Here is a 19,666-nt window from a genome sequence, read left to right as displayed (position 1 = left end):
CGATCCTTTAGAGCCAAAGCGGCTAGCGTAGAGAGTCGGGACTTTGTTCCGTCTCTCGTATCAAACGAAGATGGAGTTAGTCCATCTTCATAGAAAGATCGATCCAATTAGCCTGATGGATCATCGAACCGGTACTGATGGCATCGACACCAGTCTTAGCATACGATTCAATCGTATCGAGCGTTATGTTCCCGCTCGCTTCGAGCAAAACCGAGGGATAGTTTTCGCGTTTAAACGCAACAACCTCACCCAGTTGTTCCGGAGACATATTGTCACACATAACGATATCGGCACCCACCTCCATCGCTTTTTTCGCCATCTCGAAATCTTCGGCTTCGATCTCGATTTTCGAGGTAAACGGGATTTTTTTTCGTGCCTCGGCCATAAAGCTTTCCAAATTATCGATGGTTTTGAGGTGAGTATCTTTGAGCATCAGGGCATCATCGAGTCCCATCCGATGGTTCGTCGCCCCCCCGATACGGGTCGCGTATTTCTCAAAATTGCGGAGAAGAGGACGGGTTTTACGGGTATCGAGGAGTTTAGTACCATAGGGAGCTACAAGATCAACATATTGACGCGTCAGTGTTGCGATAGAACTGGCATGCAGCAACATGTTCAGCAACGTCCGCTCAATCCGCAAAAGGGTATGCGAATCGCCGCTGAGTTCCATTAACACCTCCCCTTTTACAAACCGTTCACCGTCATGTTTATGCCATGCGATAACAAAACCTTCAATATGAGACAATACGCTTAAGTACGCTTCACCCGCTACGACACCGTCACTTTTGGCGATGATTTTAGCAGAGGCGGGAACAGGATCGGAAACCCGCGCATACAAATCCCCACGCCCCACATCTTCGGCCAACACTTCACGTATAAATTGTTCAATCATAACGCCATCATCCGTTCAAGGGCAATTTTCGCCCAGTAGGCAGTCTCGTCGTCCACCTCGATCTCATTAATCGGTGTACCGTCCTCGATCGCTTTGAGGGTGTTATACAAATCTTCCAACGTCGTCTCGTTCATCGTCGGACATTCAGGTTTCGTAGAGGAGAGGATATAGGTATTTTTAGGTCGGAGACGATTGACCATGTTGAACTCTGTTCCGACGGCTACCTTTTGATCTTCGGGAAGTTCTTTGATATAGGTGATCAGCTGTGAGGTCGATCCGACAAAATCGGCTTTTTCGCAGACGGAGGGGTCGCACTCGGGGTGGACAGCGATCAGAATCCCCGGATATTTGGCACGGTAAAACTCGATATCTTCGACGCTAAAGAGCTGATGGACGGAGCAAAATCCGTCGTAACAGATGATATCGGCCTCTTTGGGATCATGTCCGTCTCCGATGACGCACGATTTGAGACCCATTTGGCGGGCGATATTCTGTCCCAGACAGCGGTCGGGGACGAAGAGGATTTTTTTCCCCTCGGCAAGTGCTTTGGTGATGATCGTCTTGGCATTGGAGCTGGTACACACCATCCCTCCCATTTTCCCGACGCGCGCTTTTACCGCCGCATCGGAGTTGATATAGGTGATCGGGAGGATATCTTCCTGTTTGATCCCCGCATCTTCGAGTTTTTGAATCGATTGGTCATAGTAAAGTCCATCGATCATTTTCGCCATCGCACAGCAGGCCACTTTGGGCATCACAACCCGTTTGTGCGGGCTGAGAATTTTGACACTTTGTCCCATAAACCCGACACCGCAAAACACGACGAACTCTTTGTCATCCGCCATCGTACGCTTGGCGAGTTCGAGGGAATCGCCCGTAATGTCCCCCATCTCAAACACTTCATCACGCTGATAGAAGTGGGCAACGACGGTGACGCTGAGACGGCTTTTGAGATCAATAATTTTTTGTTTTAATTCTTCGGTGTTCAAACTCACATTTCCTTCTTCATACGGATAAGAGGGTTATTATAACCTACCCATAGCGTACCCTTCTTGAAGTTTAAAGCCGTTTTTCGTTTTTTTAGTTGGATGTAACGATCGGTGATTTATAATAGCGTCCTCGTTTATCCACAAAAGGAACCCAATGGATTTTTTATTTAACCTCAATGTCCAGTTTTATCTTGCGGCTTATCTCCTCGGCGGTATCCCGTTCGGGCTGATTTTGGCAAAAGTATTTGCCGGGGTCAACATCACCGATTCAGGCTCAGGAAGTATCGGTGCAACCAATGTATTGCGTGTCGTTAAAGAGACGAATCCCAAACTGGCTAAAAAACTGGGAGCCGCAACACTGGCCCTTGATGCCTTAAAAGGGATCATTGTTGTCCTTGCCGCAAAATATTTTGAAATGAGTGATTCGGTTCAATGGATGGTTGCCGTTCTCGCCGTTATCGGCCATTGCTTTAGTCCGTATATGTGGTTTGAGGGGGGTAAAGGGGTTGCAACCGGGATGGGCGTTATGGCGGTTATGCTCCCTATCCCCACAGCGATCGCACTTCTCGTATGGGGAGTTGCAGCCAAAACCATCCGTATCTCATCGCTCTCCTCCATGCTCGGGCTTCTCGCTCTCGTCATTGCCTCATTTGTCCTCTATCCGACAATGTTTCATGCGCCGGTACTGTTTATTGCCTTTATCCTTTTTTATAAGCACATCCCTAACTTTGTCCGCCTTGTCAAAGGGGAAGAGAAACGGGTTGCATGAAAATTTTAATCGAGAATCTCACTTTTGATACGATCATCGGAATTCTCGATTTTGAACGGACCACCCCGCAGAAGATACGGATCGATTGCACCATTGATTACCCTTATTCCAGCGGTCATTTTATCAACTATGCCGAAGTAGCCCAAACCATTCAGATGACGATGGATCGGGAACGATTCGAACTCATCGAAACGGCACTTGAAGTACTTACCGCTACGCTGAAAAACCATTTCCCTTTAATCCGGGAACTTTCTTTATCCATCCGTAAACCCGACATCCTCCCCCAATGCAGCGTCGGAGTAGAACACAAAACCCTTTTTTAAATCACCGAAACATCAACGATTTGTTCACGATTAAAAGATATAATAATCCCAAGCAAACTCACCCGAATAAAGGAAAAATTATGAAACATACAGCCCTATCTCTTTTAACTGCGGGATTTTTACTCGTAGGATGTGCCGGAACGGAAAACACTCTGACAAAAGCCCAAACAGGAGCCCTTATCGGCGGTATCACAGGAGCCGTTATCGGTAAAAGCACCAGTACCCACAGTACCAAACGTGCCGTCATCGGAGGTGCCGTCGGTGCACTCGCCGGGTATGGTATCGGTACGTATATGGACAAACAAGAAGCGGAACTGAACCAAGAGCTCAAAGGGAGCGGTGTTGAAGTACAACGGCAAGGGGATACCATCAATCTCAATATGCCCGGAGGAATCACCTTTGATACCGGCAAAGCAAATATCAAGCCCAACTTTACCCCTGTCTTGAACGATATTGCCAATATCATGAGTAAATATCCGGAAACAAAAATCGAAGTGCAAGGACACACGGACAGCGTCGGAAGCAATACGGACAACCTGACCCTTTCACAATTACGCGCCCAAAGTGTCACTTCATACCTTACCAATCAGGGTGTTGATAGCAATCGTATCAAATCGGTAGGATTTGGCGAAAGCATGCCGATTGCTTCAAATGATACACCCGCAGGTCGTGAAGCCAATCGACGCGTGGAAATCAAAATCATCCCTAACCCTGCACAATAGCTCTCCTTTTCCCCATCGGGGGAAAACCCTCATGCCTTTTATGCACTGTTATTGTTTAATCTCATTCCATTTTTTAAAAAAAATTGAAAAAAAGTTTAAAATTTTCTAAAACTGTGGTATCATTTCGGCAAAATTTCCGTTATATGAGGAATCTGAATGCGTATTCTGATCATTGAAGATGAAGTAACCCTCAATAAAACCCTTGCAGAAGGGCTTAAAGAGTTCGGTTACCAAAGCGATGTCGTTGAAACCCTAAAAGATGGTGAGTACTATCTTGACATCCGTAACTATGACCTGATTTTGATGGATTGGATGCTTCCCGATGGGAACAGCGTTGATATTATCCCGGACATCAAAACCAACACCCCTAAAACAGTAGTCGTCGTTCTCTCTGCTCGTGATGACAATGAAAGTGAAATCGAAGCGCTCCGCGCCGGTGCGGATGATTATATCCGCAAACCGTTTGATTTCGACGTATTGGTCGCACGTATCGAAGCACGTCTCCGTTTCGGCGGCAGCAATATCATCGAGATCGATGATTTGACGATTAATCCTGAAGAGGAAAAAATCATCTACAAAGAAAAAGAGATCGAACTTAAAGGGAAACCTTTCGAAGTATTGACTCACCTTGCACGTCATCGTGATCAAATCGTCTCGAAAGAGCAGCTTCTTGATGCGATCTGGGAAGAGCCTGAGCTCGTTACACCGAACGTTATCGAGGTTGCAATCAACCAAATCCGTCAAAAAATGGACAAACCTCTCGGTATTACAACCATCGAGACGGTACGTCGCCGTGGATACCGCTTTTGTTTTCCAAAAGAAGTATAAGACGACGCTTTCTTTTTCAACTCATTGTCGCTTCGGCGGCATTGGTGATCCTCTTCTCCTCTTTTTTGTACCTTTTTATCAAGCAATCCATTTACGACGAAAAACAAGCTGAACTGATCGGTTACGCTGAAAATATATCCTCCTACAAATCGCTTTTATCGGCCCAGCAAAACAATACTGAGACTCTCATGGGACTCAACATCGAACTTCTGAAACTTTCAGCAAATGAAGAACATCTTGATTTTTATGAGACCGTTCACAAAGACAAAACAACCACACTCACCCTCATCTACCCGTTTGATTTTGAACGCTCCTCGTATCTTAAAGTGAGCCGTGACATCACCCCGACCAAACGTCTGCTTGGGAAAATTTTAAATTCTATTTTTCTCATCAATGCCGTAGGATTTGTGGTCATTATCCTCTACGCTATCGCCTTTTCAAAAATGCTGATTGCTCCTATCAGTGCCCTCAGCCGCCGTTTGGCGAACATGAACGAGCATCTTATCCGTCCTATCAAAGTCGAACAGCTCCCGGATGAATTCGAGCCTTTGGGTGAGACCCTCAATCGTCTCATGGCCCGCATCCAAAACTTCGTCAAATACCAAAAAGAGCTCTTCATCGGCGCAGCGCATGAGCTCAAAACTCCGTTGGCCGTAATCAAGCTTAAAAACCAAGTCACTCTGATCAAAAAACGGACTCCCGAAGAGTACATCGAAGCAATTAAAATTACCAACCAAAGTGTCGATGAGATGAATAAGATCGTCGCCAACATCCTCAATATCGGTCGACAGGAGGGGGCGCAACTCGAAATTCCGATTCAAACCGATATCATCCAAATCCTAAAAAAGTGGGAGGGGGATTTCAAACTTTTGGCGAACAGCGAAAACAAAACGCTCATCACTCATTTTGAGCCCGACGCTTTTAGCGCCGTCCTGCAAGTGACCCTGCTCAACCAAATCCTCCAAAATTTCTTGCAAAATGCCCTGAAATTTACCCCGGAGGGGAAAACGATTACCTTCCAAAGCCGCCTCAACGGGGTCGGAATCGTCATCGAAGTGATTGATGAGGGGTGCGGAATCGATGAAAGTGTCGATCTTTTCGCCCCCTTCAAACGTCAGGGGAATAAATCGGGGGTTGGATTGGGGCTCTTTTTAGCAAAAAGTGCCGCAGAAGCGATCGGCGCGGTTATCACCCTGACCAATCGAGAAGATGGAAAGGAAGGTACCTGTGCCCGAATGGTTCTCCCTTCCAAACTGTGTTGCGTCCTTCCAATACGCTAAATCCAAAGCGTTTAAAAGTGCTCAAAGGTTCCTTTCGCTATAAATCGCGCAATAACCAATAAAAAAACCGAGGTTCAACCTATGCCACTATTAATAGTCGATGAATGTATCGCATGCGACGCATGCCGTGAAGAGTGCCCTATGGATGCGATTGAAGAGGGTGATCCGATTTATATTATCGATCCGGACCGTTGTACCGAATGTGTTGGAACCTATGATGAACCCGCTTGTATCGCCGTTTGTCCGGTTGATTGTATCATCCCGGATAAAGACAATGTCGAGACGATGCAAGAACTTCTCTACAAACACAAACAATTGATGGAGGAAGAGGAGTAAATGGCAAAATGTACCGCCGTTATCGACATCGGAAGCAATTCGATGCGCCTGGCGGTATTTCAAAAAACCAGCCGTTTTGCTTTTCATATCCTCCATGAGGTCAAAAGTTCCGTCCGTCTAAGCGAACATGCTTATAAAAATAACGGATATCTCCAAAACGAGGCGATGGATCGTACGGCCCTCGCACTGGGAGAATTTCTATCCATCGCCCGCTCTTTTAACGCTCGCAAAGTTTTGTGTGTGGCAACGTCCGCCCTTCGGGACGCTCCTAATAGCGCAGCCTTTCTTTCGCGCATTCGACGTGAACATAATTTGGCCATTAAAGTCATTACAGGAGAGCGGGAAGCCTATTTAGGGGGGATGGCATGTGCCAACCTCCTCCCGGCCATTTCAGAAGCCGTTACCGTAGATGTAGGGGGAGGTTCCAGTGAGTTTACCCTCCTTCGCAACGGGAAAGTAGAACAACTCTTTTCACTCAATATCGGAACCGTTCGTATCAAAGAGCTTTTCTTTGATACGAACGATATATCCGGAGCGATTGCGTATATCGACGAAGCCCTCAAACAACTCCCGGAATTCAATACGACTACCCTTATCGGAATCGGCGGGACCTTTCGTGCCCTCACCCGGGCTTTGATGAAAAAAGAGAACTACCCCCTTAAAAAACTTCACGCTTATACGACCGACACCGTCACGTTTTCCCGTTTTACCGATCAAATACAAGAGGCCGGCCCTAAAAAACTCCGTTCCCTTTTTATTAAACCCGATCGTTTCGACACCATTAAGCCCGGGACCCTTATTTTAGAGCGTATCATCCGCTATACCCGGACCAAAACTCTGATGTGCAGCGGGGTCGGTGTCCGAGAAGGGGTATTCTTGAACGATTTGCTTCGCAATGCCGGAGATACCTTTCCTGCCAACTACAACCCGAGTGTCCGCTATCTGCTTGATACTTATGGACTCCACAGCAATCATGCACAGCAATGCGCCCATCTCTCCAAACGTCTTTTTGAGCTTCTCCATGTTCCCCTCGGGATTAGGCCTGAGTATCAACGCGAACTGGTTATTGCCGCAAAACTCCTCTCAATCGGGGTAGATATCCGCTACTACGCGTATCAGCGCCATAGCCATTATCTGGCAATGAGTGCACTGGACTACGCCCTCACTCATCCCCAGATTGCGTTGATCTCTCATCTTTTACTCTTTAAAAAAGGGCATAGCGCCTCTGCTTTAATTCCTAAAGGGGGATACGGGGCACTGTTGCCGGATGATGCAACTCTGGATGCCCTGAGTGCCCTTCTGTGGCTCTCCCACATCCTTTTAGCCGCACGCGTTGATGCTTCTGCGCTGACGCTGGATATGGACCCGCAGAGCGGTGCGTTGGTGATCAGCGGAAAGCACCTCTATCTCGCACGCGAACAGCTCAAAAATATCATCCTCCCCAAAAACCTCACCCTTATTCTAAAGGACTAACGTATGGCAGGTACCAGTCTGCTCATCCTGATCGACGATATCACCCTTTTGCTGGATGACGTCGCGGCAATGAGTAAAATAGCCGCTAAAAAAACGGCCGGTGTTTTAGGAGACGATCTCGCTCTCAACGCTCAACAAGTTGCCGGGATACGGGCTGAACGTGAGCTTCCCGTCGTATGGGGAGTCGCCAAAGGATCATTTAAAAACAAACTGATCCTCGTTCCTGTCGCGTTAGCTCTCAGTGCTTTTGCTCCGTGGTCGATTACCCCCATTCTGATGGTTGGGGGGGGATACCTGTGTTATGAAGGGTTCGAGAAAATAGCCCACCCTTTTTTACATGATAAAGCAGAGGAAGTACATCAACATGAGCTGATCGAAGCGTTTCACAACCCCGAGGTGGATTTAGAAGCTTTTGAAAAAGAAAAAATCGAGGGGGCCATCCGAACCGATTTCATCCTCTCCGCCGAAATCATTGCAATCGCCTTGGGTGCCGTTGCGGATAAAGATATTATGACCCAGACGATGGTCGTTTCAGGGATTGCGATCGCCATTACGATCGGGGTTTACGGAATTGTGGCCGCTATCGTAAAAATGGATGATGTAGGGCTTCATATGCTTCAAAACGCACCCCAGGGGAGAAGAGGAGCCTTTAACCGCACCCTCGGTCAAGGGCTGCTCAGTTTTGCCCCTAAATTGATGAAAATACTCACCGTAGTCGGAACGGCAGCGATGTTTCTCGTCGGAGGAAGTATCTTGCTCCACGGCATCCCCGATGCCCACCATCTCGTAGAGAGTACCGTACACAGTGTAGAGAGTATTCCCACCGTCGGAAAAGCGTTAGGCTGGGTAACACCGGTTGTATTGGATGCGCTGGCGGGAGTCGTTGCGGGTGGGATTGTAATGGGCGCTGTCGGCGTGGTTTCAAAAATCGTAAGTGCGTTTAAGAAGTAAAACAGTTTTTCTCCCGTATCCGAAAGATACGGGTAGCTTTAGGGGGTTGTAGGGACATTTGTCTCTGCCACTTTTATGGGCTTTGCCTATAAAAGTGTATAACATAATATGCTAAAATCGCTGTCCTATCGTAAACTCAAAATGGGCAAGATCATCCGTGCTCTCAGCTCCAAGAGCATTGGCAAACACCAGCTGCAACGGACCTACCGGACTGAACCACTCCAGTGATACCCCATAACCGCCCCGTTTAATCTCATTGATACTCTGATCGCCGATCATACCGTAGTCGAAAAAGGTCGTAGCACGCATGCGCGCTTCGGGCACCAGCGGAAAACTGAGCTCAACACTGTTTGAGAAGGTCTGAGTTCCGCCGATCAAGTCCAATTTCCCGTCGTTGTTCGCATCAATACCGCTGTTGGGAGCAAGAGAATAGCTTCGGTATCCTCGAACCGAACCGATCCCCCCCATATAAAACTTTTCACCCAAAGGTAAGTAACCGCTCTCATCCGCATAATTGAAGCGGGCCTTATAGCGGAGAATCAAATCGAAATCGGTCCATTTTTGCAATCCCTGATAGACACCGAAAGTCGTGCGGCTTTTCCAAAAATCAGCACTCCCCCCAAGACCTGCTTTCTCGAAACTTTGCGAGATGGCCATCCCTTCACGCGGAATATAATAGTCATCCGTGTTGTCAAACGTAGCCGAAACGATCACTGAACTTTTATCATAGTTCTCATAATAGCGGGGATCAAGCGTCGTCGTCAGGTTTGCATCAAAATCGCTGTAGTTGTTTTTCGAATAGTTGTAACCGACATATCCGCTCAGATAGCGGTTAAAACGGTGCCCCGTTCCCAAACTCAAGCCCGTCGAATCAACCGAATAACTGGTATACTCGGTTGAACTGTTAAAAATCGAGAAGTTTCCGCTAAAGTCACTGTCGTTGAGACGGGGATTTGAGATATTGAACGAATAATTGCTGGTACGCTGTGACCGCTCCAAATTCAGCGCTACATTGATTCCGGAGCCGAAAATATTACGGTCACTCACCGCAACGCTCAGCAAAATGCCGCCGAAGCTTCCATATCCCCCACCGAGCTGAATATTCCCGGTCGGCGCCTCTTTGGTTTGAACGATCAAATCCATACTCTCATCATCGATGCGCTTCTCTTCAATCGTATTGCTCTCAAAATAACCGGTCCGTCCGATCGCATTACGGGAGTCTTTGAGGTTAGTGAGACTGTACACATCCCCCGGGGCCAAGAAAAGTTCACGGCGCACGACACGGTCTAAGGTGCGGTTGTTCCCCGCGACGACAACATTGCGGATGCGTACTTTTTTACCCGGATTGATCCGATAGACGACATCAACACTTTTCCCCTCTTTGTCTTTTTTCAAATCGGGCTGCACTTGCACATACGCGTATCCCAAGTCGGCAATTTTGGTTTTAATTCGATCCGCATCCTCGCGGAAGGTTTTGATATTGAAAGGTTTATTTTTCTCTAGTGCGATTACTTTCAAAAGTTCTTTATCTTCGATAACCGCGGTATCCTGAAAAATCAGAATATCGCTCACGCGGTAAACATCCCCTTCGAAAACATTGTAACTCATCTGGGCTTCATAGCGATCAAAATCAACCGCTACAAACGGCTCATCGACTTTCGCATCGAGATAGCCGTTTTGCATGTAAAAATCACGGATACGCAACGGATCGTACTGCAATTCGGCTACTTTCATCTTGCCGTCATTCCGTCCCCAGAGCCATCCCATAAATTGCTGCTCTTTGTTCGCGATCATACTGTCAAAGTCACTACTATCAAGGGTATTGACTCCGGTATAACGGAGTTTTTTGATAATAATCTCTTCCCCTTCGTTGACGATAAACGTGACCTGCATACTGCCGTTTTCAAGCTTTTCGGTATCGATTTCAACAACCGAGTCAATCTTTCCGTCTTGACTCAGGGCATCGACTATACGTTTTTTGGCACTTTCGAGCCGCTTTTCGTCATACAAAGCCCCTTTGTCAATCTGCAACAATGTTTTTTTGGCCTCTTCGTCGTTCTCTTTGTACCCTTTGAGCTCAATTTTAGAGATGATCGGCTTTTCTTTGAAGTGAAAGGTCACTTTTCCTTCACTCTCTTCTGCCCATATATCCTCAAAATACCCTTGGTCAAAGAAATTTTTAATCGTTTTGTCCACTGCCGCAGCATCTAAAGGCTCGCCGATTTTGACTTCATTAAGCCGCTTGGCAACAGTCTCGGAAATATGGACCATACCATCATACTGAATCGATTGGACGTTTTGTGTCGATGCGTGTGCCAATGCACTCGCCACTAACAATGAGAGGGTTATTGTTTTCAAGCCTAATTTCCGTTGCGTTAAAATAGTCTCCCATTCTAGCACTCTAACGATTAATTGTTCTGTAAATTAAACTTAAAAGGGCTAAAATGTCATCATTCTGCCATACAGAGGCAAACATGAGCGCCATTGCGCCATGCTAGAGTCAAAAGGATTCTTTCCCGTTGACGTTCACACTATTCTCCAAAGGGAAATCATGAAAATCGGTATAGTAGGGTTGGGACTGATGGGGGGATCGATGGCGCTTGCCCTCAAACATCTCTCCTTTATCTCCTCCATCATCGGATGCGATCACAACGAAGAGCATCAGGTGGTCGCCCTAAAACGGGGATTGGTCGAATCCTTTATGAGTTTTGAAGAGCTCAAACACCAATGCGATGTTATCTTTTTGGCTATCCCCGTTGATGGGGTAATCGAATTTCTTCAAAGCTCTACCGATTTAGCCGGAAGTGATAAAACTCTGATCGATTTGGGCAGTACCAAGGCCCTTATCGTCGAAGCTATCCCCCCCTCCATACGTGCCAATATTGTTGCCGCCCACCCGATGACGGGGACAGAGCAGTTCGGCCCGAGTGCCGCGTTAGAGGGGCTTTACGCCGATAAAGTTGTCGTCTTGTGTGATTTGGAACACAGCGGGGATACCCAGCGTGACACGGCACTGCGTATCTTTCGTTCTATCGGGATGCAGATACGGACGATGGGTGCGGCGCAGCATGACCGTCATGCCGCCTTTATCAGCCATATGCCTCACATCATCTCTTATGCGCTGGCCAATACCGTGTTAGCCCAAGAAGAGAAAGAGAATATTCTCACCCTCGCAGCGGGGGGATTTCGCTCCATGAGTCGGCTGGCGAAAAGTTCTCCGGCGATGTGGGAAGACATTTTTCGCCAAAACCGCGAGAATGTTCTTAATGCGGTAGAGCTCTTCGAAAGAGAGCTTCAAACCCTTAAAACTGCTCTTCAGAATGAAGATTATCCCGAATTGCGCCGCGAAATGAAAGCGGCGAATAAACTCTATGAAATTTTTACCTAATCATATCGGATAGAGCCGCGTTTTCCCTGTTTCCTCTATCCGCTTTGGCCGTTTTTGAGGAGAAAGAAGAGTTCTGCTCTCCTTTAAAATTTCTGGATTTTTCTCCTTGGTTTCTCCTTGATTTTTCCCCAATTTTCGGTAGGTAAGCCCAAGATTATAATCTTTTTTTTGCGCTAAGACGATATCATTCGTGTACACACGTTCATACCAATAGCATGCCTTCTCGTACTCTTTCGCTTTGTAATACGCATTGCCGAGGTTATAACGAATTTCGGGGGAATCATGCGTTTGTTGATAACGTTTAAAATATTTTATGCTCTGAAGGTACTCCCCCTCTGCATACGCCCTATTCCCTTTATGAAGTTCTTGAAAATCCAATATTCCGGCAAACCCGGGAACATAGCCCGTGCACAGTAGTGCCATTACCGCGGCGAGCGGTACAGTGCGCCGTTTGCTCATTGAGGAGAGGGCCATCCAGATCAGGAGCATCGCCAATCCCAGAGGATAATAAAACAAGGGGATATGGAGATAAAGGGCTTGTGATGCTTTGAGCTTTTCGATCCCCTCTTTAAATGCAGAAAGCTCTGTATTATCCTCCGGATGCGGGTTACCGATAATCACGCTCACGGTATTGCCTTGATGCAGGGCATAGACCTTTTTGACATCACTCACGCTATTTTGCATCACCTCAGGTGAGAGTCCCTCTATCAATTCCACTTCCATTTCCGAATCGGTGGTGAGAGGGGAAATTCGGTATAGGCGTTCGTCATAACCGTAAAGGGCAATATTCTCCCCTTCCAGTGTCCGGATCAGATCGATAGCACTCCTTTTTTCCGCTTCAAACGCCTCTAATGATTTTTTTGACAGGTCCAATGCAATGAGGACATCTACCGTTCCTTCGGCGGATGGATCCTTTTGCAGTATCACCGGTTGTGCCATCGCGGCTATCAGTAAAAGGGCTGCCATGAGAAAGAGGATATTGCGCCTCTTTAATCCCATGGTCATCTTCGGAGCGCGCAACCGTTCCAAAACCGCTTCATTAAAAAAAGGATACCGGGGCGGTTTTTGCGTCAACCAAAAATAAAAAAGTACCGCTACCGAAGGAACCATCCAGAAAAAAAACTCAGGGTGCAAAAAGGTCATTGAATCCCCTTTTGATTCCGTCCGTACAGATATGCCAGCATCGCCAAAAATCCTAAAAACAGCGGGTAAACATAGTAAAAGTCAAACGAACGACGACTGGGTTGGACCCCAAACGGCGGATACTCACCTCTTAATTTGATACTCCAGTCCGGCTCATTCCGGGGAGCTGCGATAAAGGTTTGAACCCCTACCGGCAACGCATAGACCAGTGATTTCGGGTTATTGGAGAGGATGACGGCCAGACGCTTTTCTTTCTCCGAGGTGGCGAAGAAACGGCTGATTCTACGATCAACCTTTTGGGTTGCTTCTCTTGGTTCACTCTGCATCACAATCGATTTGAGGGCCTCATGATCGTACGTCAGAGGGACGATTGCCGTATCGGGTATCCAGAATGCCAGCCGCTCATTCGGACGCTGATCGATCAAAGAGGTAATTTGGGTGAGGGTTTGGGGCTGGATCACGGAGGGATCGAGGATAAGGAGGATATCCCATCCGTTACCGTGACGCGGGATGTCCCGATCACGTACCGGCGACATCAGCGCAACGATCAAAAAAGTAATCATCGCCCATTTGGCAATCCACAGCCATAACGGCGATTTGACTCCCACATCACCGAACATCGGTGTTCTGGGAAAATAAAGGGCATTTCTACGTAGAGGACAAAGCGCTTCACACGCTAAAAAGAAAAAGAGGAGGAATCCGAGTTTGGGAAACTGAAAATAGATCCCCTCAAACATCGATAATCTCGAGGTACAAGCGATAATACCCCAACGTCTCCTCATCAATCGGCTCAACGCTCGGAGCATATTTATAGGGGTCCAACCGTTCGAAAAGATTATGATACGCCCGCTCGGTACGCTCATTATCCTGGGCAAACAGACGCCCGATTTCGCTGATACGATAGGCTGCATTTTTGGGATCGGAAAAATCGACTGTCTGGAGTGTTTTGTACGCGATCGCACGCTCACTCAAACGACGGCTCCGCCATTTTTTAAGGAGGAAAAAAAGGAGACCAAGGGTAAAGACAATGAGCGCTGTAACCGCTCCGGCGAAGAGATAAATCGAATAATCGTGAACCTCTACAAGCGGTGCGATATCGTTAACCGGAATATCGGCCATTTGAGCCATTATTGTACACCCATTGAGCAAAGCCCAATCGGCTTCGCTAGCCGCTGAGGCGCATGTAGTGATAACGAAAAGCCTAACGCAGTGCAGGCAAACGCTAGCTCGCTAAGCGAGCAGAATAAATAAATCATATTCTCCCCTCGAACAATCTTCGTAACGCAACCGAAGCCGGAGCGTCGGTATAGAGTTTTGTTGCACGAATTCCGTCACGTCGTAACCGCTCAAACAATGCCGCATCATGTTCACGAACCTTCTCGTGGTATTTGCGGACACTCCGAGCATTGAAATCCCCTTCCAAAACCGCTCCGCTCTCCGGATCGATCAATGCCGAAAATCCCATGGGTTCAGGTTTTTCCTCGAAGCGATCCCGTACGACGATCGCAACCACTTCATGCTTTTTGGCGAGCAGCCGCAAATCGGGAATCTCAAAAAAATCCCCCAGTACCACAATCAAGGAGCGGCGTTTGAGCCGCCGGTAGAGGTTCTGCGCCATGGCGTTGATATCGGCACGATGATGGAGCAGTTCAGCCCCCATAATCCCCTCGACGCTTTGGGCCACGGCGAACCGTTTTTTGCTGGAGCGCACCTCATCGCGCAGGGTTTCCGAAAAATTAAAATGGGTAAACAGATCCCCGTTTGAGAGGGCCGAATAGCCGATCAGCGCTACCGCTTCAGCGAGAGCCTCTATCTTGAATTTCTCCGTTCCAAAATGCAAACTTCCCGACAACATCGCTACGCTCACAACAGAGAGTTCACGCTCTTCGCGAAACACTTTGACAAAAGGACGCTGCATTTTGGCGGTGATATTCCAATCGATATGGCGGGTATCATCGCCGCTGACGTATTCACGCAGCTCGATAAAGTCATACCCTTCCCCCCGAAACATCGAAGGATTGTTGCCGATACGGTCACCGATGATCTGGCGGCGGGCCTTTAGGAGAATATGCGCGCTGTTTTTCATTATGGAATCGGTACGGCTTTTATGATTTTTTCGATCAAATCATCAATTTTTATCTCTTCCGCTTCAGCTTCATACGTCAGGACAATCCGATGACGCATCAACTCTTTGACGATGGAGGCAATATCGCTCGGGGTAACAAATGTTTTCCCGCGCAAAAAGGCTACGGCGCGCACCGCTTTGAACATATCGATACTGACACGCGGACTCGCCCCGAACTGAAGATAACGTTTGATACTTTCCAGTCCGTACCTCTCCGGTTCACGGGTCGCCGTAACGAGGCTGATCATATACTTCTCCACCTCTTCATCGATGTGAACTTCTTTCACCGCCTCTTTCAAACGTAAAAGAGTATCGGTATCAATCACCGCGTGTATCGCTTCAGCACTCGCGGAAGCAACACGGCGGGCAATCGAGAGCTCTTCCTCAGGAGTGTTATACCCTACGGTGATTTTGAGCATAAAACGGTCCAGCTGCGCTTCGGGAAGGGGATAAACTCCCTCATTTTCAATCGGATTCTGGGTCGCCATAACGAGAAACGGCGGAGAGAGTTTAAAGCTCTCATCCCCCAGCGTCACCTGACGTTCCTGCATCACTTCAAGGAGTGCGGACTGCACTTTTGCAGGGGCACGGTTGATCTCATCGGCGAGGAGAAGATTGGTAAAAATCGGCCCTTTTTTGATTTTAAATCCATTCTCTTTCGGATCGTATACCTCAGCACCCAGAATATCGCTGGGGAGAAGATCCGGGGTAAACTGTACCCGTTTAAAACCCAGCCCCAATGTTTGAGAAAGGGCTTTAACGGTCGTCGTTTTTGCCAGTCCGGGAATCCCTTCGATCAGGATATGCCCTTCGCATAGCAGTCCGATCAGCAATCCGTCAATCATCTTCTCCTGGCCGACGACGACTTTGGCTACTTCATTGCGGATTTGATTAATTATATCTATCATGCTTTTACCTCTTTTACTGATGTGAGTGTACTCAATTTATTTTTTGCTTCCCTTAAACTCATCGATCCTTTTTCAAGTTCGGCAACAATACTTTCATAGCGTTTATCACCACTCAAAGCCAATAGCATCACAAGCTCTTTCGTACTCTTAGCCCTCTCCCAAAAATGGTTTATTTTCCGGCGAGGACGGTGTTTCCAAAACCATCGGAATCCTTCTCCCAGAGCCATTCCGAAAATGACCAGAACTGCATAAAACCCGTACCGTTTAAGCGTTGCCGTATCACTCAAATCAGGGGGATCGAGGAGATTTCCGATGGCATACCCCTCACCCACTTCGATTCGCATCGTCTCGGTAGAGAGTGTTTTTACCTCTCCCGAAGCAGTATCCAAAACACTCAAAGAGAGCGGAGGAACGACAAAGCTTTTCTCCGCAACGAGGGCAAATTCCTGCCGTATCTCCCCTTCGAACCCATCAGCTGAGGGGGTCAAGTTTTTTTGGGGCGGTTCGGCGAACACTTTTACCCCGCTGATATTCAGTTCATACGGGACAAACTGATCGAGATTTCCCGATCCTTTCACATACAGACTTAGGTGAACCGGTTCATGCGCTCGGACGCTTTGGTGATCGACATGGAGACTCAACGCAATATTCCCCGTTAATGCGGCACTGTTGCCTTTGGCCTCAATCGTGACAGGGGGCAATACCGCCTTTTCATCGTTAAAATCGTATTTTTTAACATTGTCGCGCCCGATCGTAGCATTTTCAATCGAGGCGAACGTCGTATGCCGTACCAACGCATCGAGATTCACCCGTATGGCTCCCTCCCGTTTGGGGGTAATCAACACATCAAACGTTTGGAAACGTTTGCCTTCGCTCACTCGGTCGCGCTGGGTTAGTATTTCAACGTTATACTCCGCACTACTTTGCGGTTTGAAAGCAACCGTATATTCGGCTGCACTGTCTGAGAATCCGCACTCATAGCGTATCACGCCGCTTTGGTGGACATAAAGACTTTTCGGCGACTCCAGCACCCGCCATTGAAAAGTTGCTCCCCACGCCGTGAACGCGAAGAAACTACTCACGACGATGAGCCTACCAAGGCTTCGTTTCATGGACACTCCTTTGATTGATCAGCTCGTATTGGCGCGAACTGAGTTTTGCTTTCCCCTGTGACATCGAGAGGCGAGGATCGCTTTGGGCCTTCTTCCCCTCGTCTCCTCCACCGCCGGATGCCATATCGGTTTGCATGTTCGATCCCCCCCCCGCTTTGGAGGGTTTTGATTCGCCGGTCGGTTTGTTCTCTTCCTGGGCAAACTGATCTTTCTTCTCTTTGCGGACACTGAGGGTTTGCTGCTCTTTGACCCCCTCGATGGCTCTGAGGTTTTGATCGGCGGCTTTTGTGTAACGCAAGGTTAATGATTTTAGAAACGCTTCTCGCGCTTCTGCAAAGGCTTGAAGCCGAATATGACAATTCCCGATGTTATAAAAAATATTGGCTTTAAAAGCGGGATCATCACTCCTAAGAGAACGGTAGAGGGCCAACGCTTCTTGGTATTTGCCCGCTTTATAGAGGGCGGAGGCTTGATTGTAGCGGGCATAGGGAGAGGCGAGGGAACCGTACAACTGTGCCGAACGCTCGTAATTCCCCTCCTCATAATTGCTTTTTGCCAGATACAAATACCCAAAATCCAACACCCCTCCCTCAGCAGACAACCCGATCAATGCCGCCAAAGGGATCAGTGCACGCGAGAGTTTTTTCCCGATAGAGGTAAATGCCGCGATAAAAGCGACTAACGCCATCACCAGCGGAAAATAAAAAAGCTCCTGATACCGCATCACGGAACTGCTCCCCGCAAAATCCTCATGACGCGACTCCTCGATCAAAGAGCGGACAGCCCCGATATCAGCCCCCTCGATCATCCGCCCTTCATGGATAATCTCCTCAATCGCATCATTTCGGGCACTGACGACGATATGACCGTTATCATCTTTGAGCGAGCCCCCCTCGGGCGTCGGCAAGGTAGACCCCTCACTGGAAGCCAGCATCACGACACTGACCGCCAAACCCTTTTCACGGATAAAAGAGGCCTCTTTCGTGTACGAGGCTTCATCTCCTCCGTCGGTGAGGAGGATGACGAGAGGCTGCGTCGCATGGGACATTTTGCGTGCCAACTCCAACGCACTCATGACGTGCGTCCCTTTGGTAATGATCTGCGATTCATCCAACCCCTCGAAAAGGTGCTCGAGAAGTTCCGTATCTTTGGTCAGCGGCGAGAGGACGATAGCGCTGGTCGTGAATCCGATCACCCCGAAACGTTCCCTCGGATTGCTTCGTACGACGGAGCGCAACAGCTTTTTGGCCGCTTCCAAACGGCTGGGAGAAATGTCCGTTCCCCGCATCGAATACGACAAATCGACGGCAAGAATCACATCCGATCCCGCTTGTTCCACCGTGATCGGTTTTTGCGAGATAACCGGGCATGCCAGAGCAAGAGTCAGCATCGCAACCGCGACCAACAGCCACCCATTCGAATGCCATCTTCTGCGACGTGCACTCCAAAGATACAAGGGGATAAAAAGGAGTACGATGAGCCAAATAGGGGAAAGAAAACTCATACCTTCACCCTCCTGCGCCACATGAATACGAATACGATCAACAATGCCATCGCAAGAAGCCACTGATAATAGTGCTCGAAAAAGGTATGGTGCTCGCTTTTGATCGATGAACGTTCCAGTCCATCGATGGAATCATAAACCGCCTGGAGCTCTGTTTGATTCGTCGCGGCGAAAAATTTCCCGCCCCCATCGACTGCGAGCTTGGAAAGAAGAGCATTGTCAAATTCTCCGGGTTTTCCGATCCCGATCGTGTAGAGTTTGATACCTTCTTTTTGCACCATCTCTACCGCCTCTTTCGGGGAAATCGAACCGCTGTTATGCTCCCCGTCGGTGAGGAGGATGATCACTTTGCTTTTCGCTTTCGAATCACGCAAGGCACGGACACTCATCGCAATCCCCTCGCCGATAGCGGTGTTCTGTCCCGCCATCCCGTGATTCAAATACCCGATCATCTCGGCTACAATCTCTTTTTCATAGGTTACGGGGGTTGCGATAAAGGCAAAATCCCCGAACAGTACCACCCCGACGTTATCTTCGATCCGCTTCATGACAAAATCAGATGCGATTTTCTGGACGATCTCAAAGCGGCTCAGCCGTTCATTCTCATCGCCGAATCCCGAAGCGTTCATCGAACCGCTCCCATCGATCGAGAGAACCATATCGATCCCATTACGATTGCGCGGATCGGAATAATCAACGACGACAGGGGTTGCCAATGCCCCCACCATCAGACTCACCGCCAGCGCTTTGAGGAGCCATTCGAGGTTACGCCATTTGGCTACGGTACCGAAAAAATGGAGATGGGGAAAATAGCGGGGATTAGGGGTAATTTTGCATCGATAGAGACAATACAATAGAGGGGGAATGGCTAAAAATGCCCAGGGAAAATCAAATGACCAAATATTCATCGTTTATAAATTGTC

General features: G+C 48.1%; 20 protein-coding genes. 9 read left to right on the top strand and 11 right to left on the bottom strand.

Annotated features, from left to right (window positions below; all coding sequences use genetic code 11):
• Positions 1-76: 76 nt before the first annotated feature.
• Both nadC and nadA read right to left on the bottom strand, forming a co-directional pair.
• Complete coding sequence (gene nadC / locus WB308_RS02660; protein WP_424188716.1) at positions 77-892, bottom strand: carboxylating nicotinate-nucleotide diphosphorylase; 816 nt, start codon at positions 890-892, stop codon at positions 77-79.
• A complete protein-coding gene (gene nadA / locus WB308_RS02655) occupies positions 889-1,881 on the bottom strand; it encodes a quinolinate synthase NadA (RefSeq protein ID WP_424188714.1) in 993 nt (330 codons plus the stop codon). The genes nadC and nadA overlap by 4 nt, the downstream gene beginning before the upstream one ends.
• Before the next feature lie 154 nt (positions 1,882-2,035).
• Here nadA and plsY point away from each other — a divergent pair, with 154 nt between their 5' ends.
• The 8 genes from plsY (at position 2,036) to WB308_RS02615 (ending at position 8,563) form a co-directional block, all read left to right on the top strand.
• Complete coding sequence (gene plsY, locus WB308_RS02650) at positions 2,036-2,650, top strand: glycerol-3-phosphate 1-O-acyltransferase PlsY (RefSeq protein WP_424188712.1); 615 nt, start codon at positions 2,036-2,038, stop codon at positions 2,648-2,650.
• Positions 2,647-2,973 carry a dihydroneopterin aldolase gene (locus tag WB308_RS02645; protein ID WP_424188710.1) on the top strand — a complete coding sequence of 109 codons (327 nt, stop codon included), beginning with the start codon at positions 2,647-2,649 and terminating at the stop codon, positions 2,971-2,973. Before plsY ends, WB308_RS02645 begins: the two co-directional genes overlap by 4 nt.
• A gap of 80 nt (positions 2,974-3,053) precedes the next feature.
• Complete coding sequence (locus WB308_RS02640; protein WP_424188708.1) at positions 3,054-3,695, top strand: OmpA family protein; 642 nt, start codon at positions 3,054-3,056, stop codon at positions 3,693-3,695.
• A gap of 156 nt (positions 3,696-3,851) precedes the next feature.
• The gene (gene hsrA / locus WB308_RS02635) at positions 3,852-4,523 is read left to right on the top strand and encodes a homeostatic response regulator transcription factor HsrA (RefSeq protein ID WP_422557396.1); all 672 of its coding nucleotides are present in this window, start codon (positions 3,852-3,854) and stop codon (positions 4,521-4,523) included.
• Positions 4,502-5,803 (top strand): sensor histidine kinase, encoded by a 1,302-nt coding sequence (locus tag WB308_RS02630; protein ID WP_424188705.1) that lies wholly within the window; start codon positions 4,502-4,504, stop codon positions 5,801-5,803. The genes hsrA and WB308_RS02630 overlap by 22 nt, the downstream gene beginning before the upstream one ends.
• A gap of 81 nt (positions 5,804-5,884) precedes the next feature.
• The gene (locus WB308_RS02625) at positions 5,885-6,139 is read left to right on the top strand and encodes a YfhL family 4Fe-4S dicluster ferredoxin (RefSeq protein WP_013459298.1); all 255 of its coding nucleotides are present in this window, start codon (positions 5,885-5,887) and stop codon (positions 6,137-6,139) included.
• On the top strand, positions 6,140-7,612 hold the full coding sequence (locus tag WB308_RS02620; RefSeq protein WP_424188702.1) for a Ppx/GppA family phosphatase: 1,473 nt from the start codon (positions 6,140-6,142) through the stop codon (positions 7,610-7,612).
• A gap of 3 nt (positions 7,613-7,615) precedes the next feature.
• Positions 7,616-8,563: a DUF808 domain-containing protein gene (locus tag WB308_RS02615; RefSeq protein ID WP_424188700.1), complete on the top strand. Its 948-nt coding sequence runs from the start codon at positions 7,616-7,618 to the stop codon at positions 8,561-8,563.
• A gap of 111 nt (positions 8,564-8,674) precedes the next feature.
• On the opposite strand, the gene bamA is transcribed toward WB308_RS02615, so the two are convergent.
• Positions 8,675-10,921, bottom strand: coding sequence for an outer membrane protein assembly factor BamA (bamA, locus tag WB308_RS02610; protein ID WP_424188698.1), 2,247 nt, complete (start codon positions 10,919-10,921; stop codon positions 8,675-8,677).
• Positions 10,922-11,114: 193 nt separating this feature from the next.
• Here bamA and WB308_RS02605 point away from each other — a divergent pair, with 193 nt between their 5' ends.
• Positions 11,115-11,951, top strand: coding sequence for a prephenate dehydrogenase (locus WB308_RS02605; protein WP_424188696.1), 837 nt, complete (start codon positions 11,115-11,117; stop codon positions 11,949-11,951).
• Here WB308_RS02605 and WB308_RS02600 read toward each other — a convergent pair whose 3' ends face one another.
• The 8 genes from WB308_RS02600 to WB308_RS02565 form a co-directional block, all read right to left on the bottom strand.
• Positions 11,952-13,094: a hypothetical protein gene (locus WB308_RS02600; RefSeq protein WP_424188694.1), complete on the bottom strand. Its 1,143-nt coding sequence runs from the start codon at positions 13,092-13,094 to the stop codon at positions 11,952-11,954. It abuts the gene before it with no gap.
• Complete coding sequence (locus tag WB308_RS02595; RefSeq protein ID WP_424188692.1) at positions 13,091-13,831, bottom strand: hypothetical protein; 741 nt, start codon at positions 13,829-13,831, stop codon at positions 13,091-13,093. The genes WB308_RS02600 and WB308_RS02595 overlap by 4 nt, the downstream gene beginning before the upstream one ends.
• Positions 13,824-14,222 (bottom strand): hypothetical protein, encoded by a 399-nt coding sequence (locus WB308_RS02590; RefSeq protein WP_424188691.1) that lies wholly within the window; start codon positions 14,220-14,222, stop codon positions 13,824-13,826. Before WB308_RS02590 ends, WB308_RS02595 begins: the two co-directional genes overlap by 8 nt.
• Positions 14,223-14,346: 124 nt before the next feature.
• Positions 14,347-15,180, bottom strand: a complete 834-nt coding sequence (locus WB308_RS02585) for a DUF58 domain-containing protein (RefSeq protein ID WP_424188689.1) — start codon at positions 15,178-15,180, stop codon at positions 14,347-14,349.
• The gene (locus WB308_RS02580; protein WP_424188687.1) at positions 15,180-16,127 is read right to left on the bottom strand and encodes an AAA family ATPase; all 948 of its coding nucleotides are present in this window, start codon (positions 16,125-16,127) and stop codon (positions 15,180-15,182) included. Before WB308_RS02580 ends, WB308_RS02585 begins: the two co-directional genes overlap by 1 nt.
• Entirely contained in the window at positions 16,124-17,239 is a 1,116-nt protein-coding gene (locus WB308_RS02575; protein ID WP_424188685.1) for a hypothetical protein, read from the bottom strand. The genes WB308_RS02580 and WB308_RS02575 overlap by 4 nt, the downstream gene beginning before the upstream one ends.
• Positions 17,220-18,743 (bottom strand): vWA domain-containing protein, encoded by a 1,524-nt coding sequence (locus WB308_RS02570; protein ID WP_424188683.1) that lies wholly within the window; start codon positions 18,741-18,743, stop codon positions 17,220-17,222. Before WB308_RS02570 ends, WB308_RS02575 begins: the two co-directional genes overlap by 20 nt.
• Positions 18,740-19,651: a vWA domain-containing protein gene (locus tag WB308_RS02565; protein ID WP_424188681.1), complete on the bottom strand. Its 912-nt coding sequence runs from the start codon at positions 19,649-19,651 to the stop codon at positions 18,740-18,742. The genes WB308_RS02570 and WB308_RS02565 overlap by 4 nt, the downstream gene beginning before the upstream one ends.
• Positions 19,652-19,666: the final 15 nt, after the last annotated feature.

Origin of the sequence: Sulfuricurvum sp., from assembly GCF_049587615.1 — a bacterium.
In the GTDB taxonomy this organism is placed as follows: Bacteria; Campylobacterota; Campylobacteria; order Campylobacterales; family Sulfurimonadaceae; genus Sulfuricurvum.
This window is presented reverse-complemented; position numbering and strand designations above follow the sequence as displayed.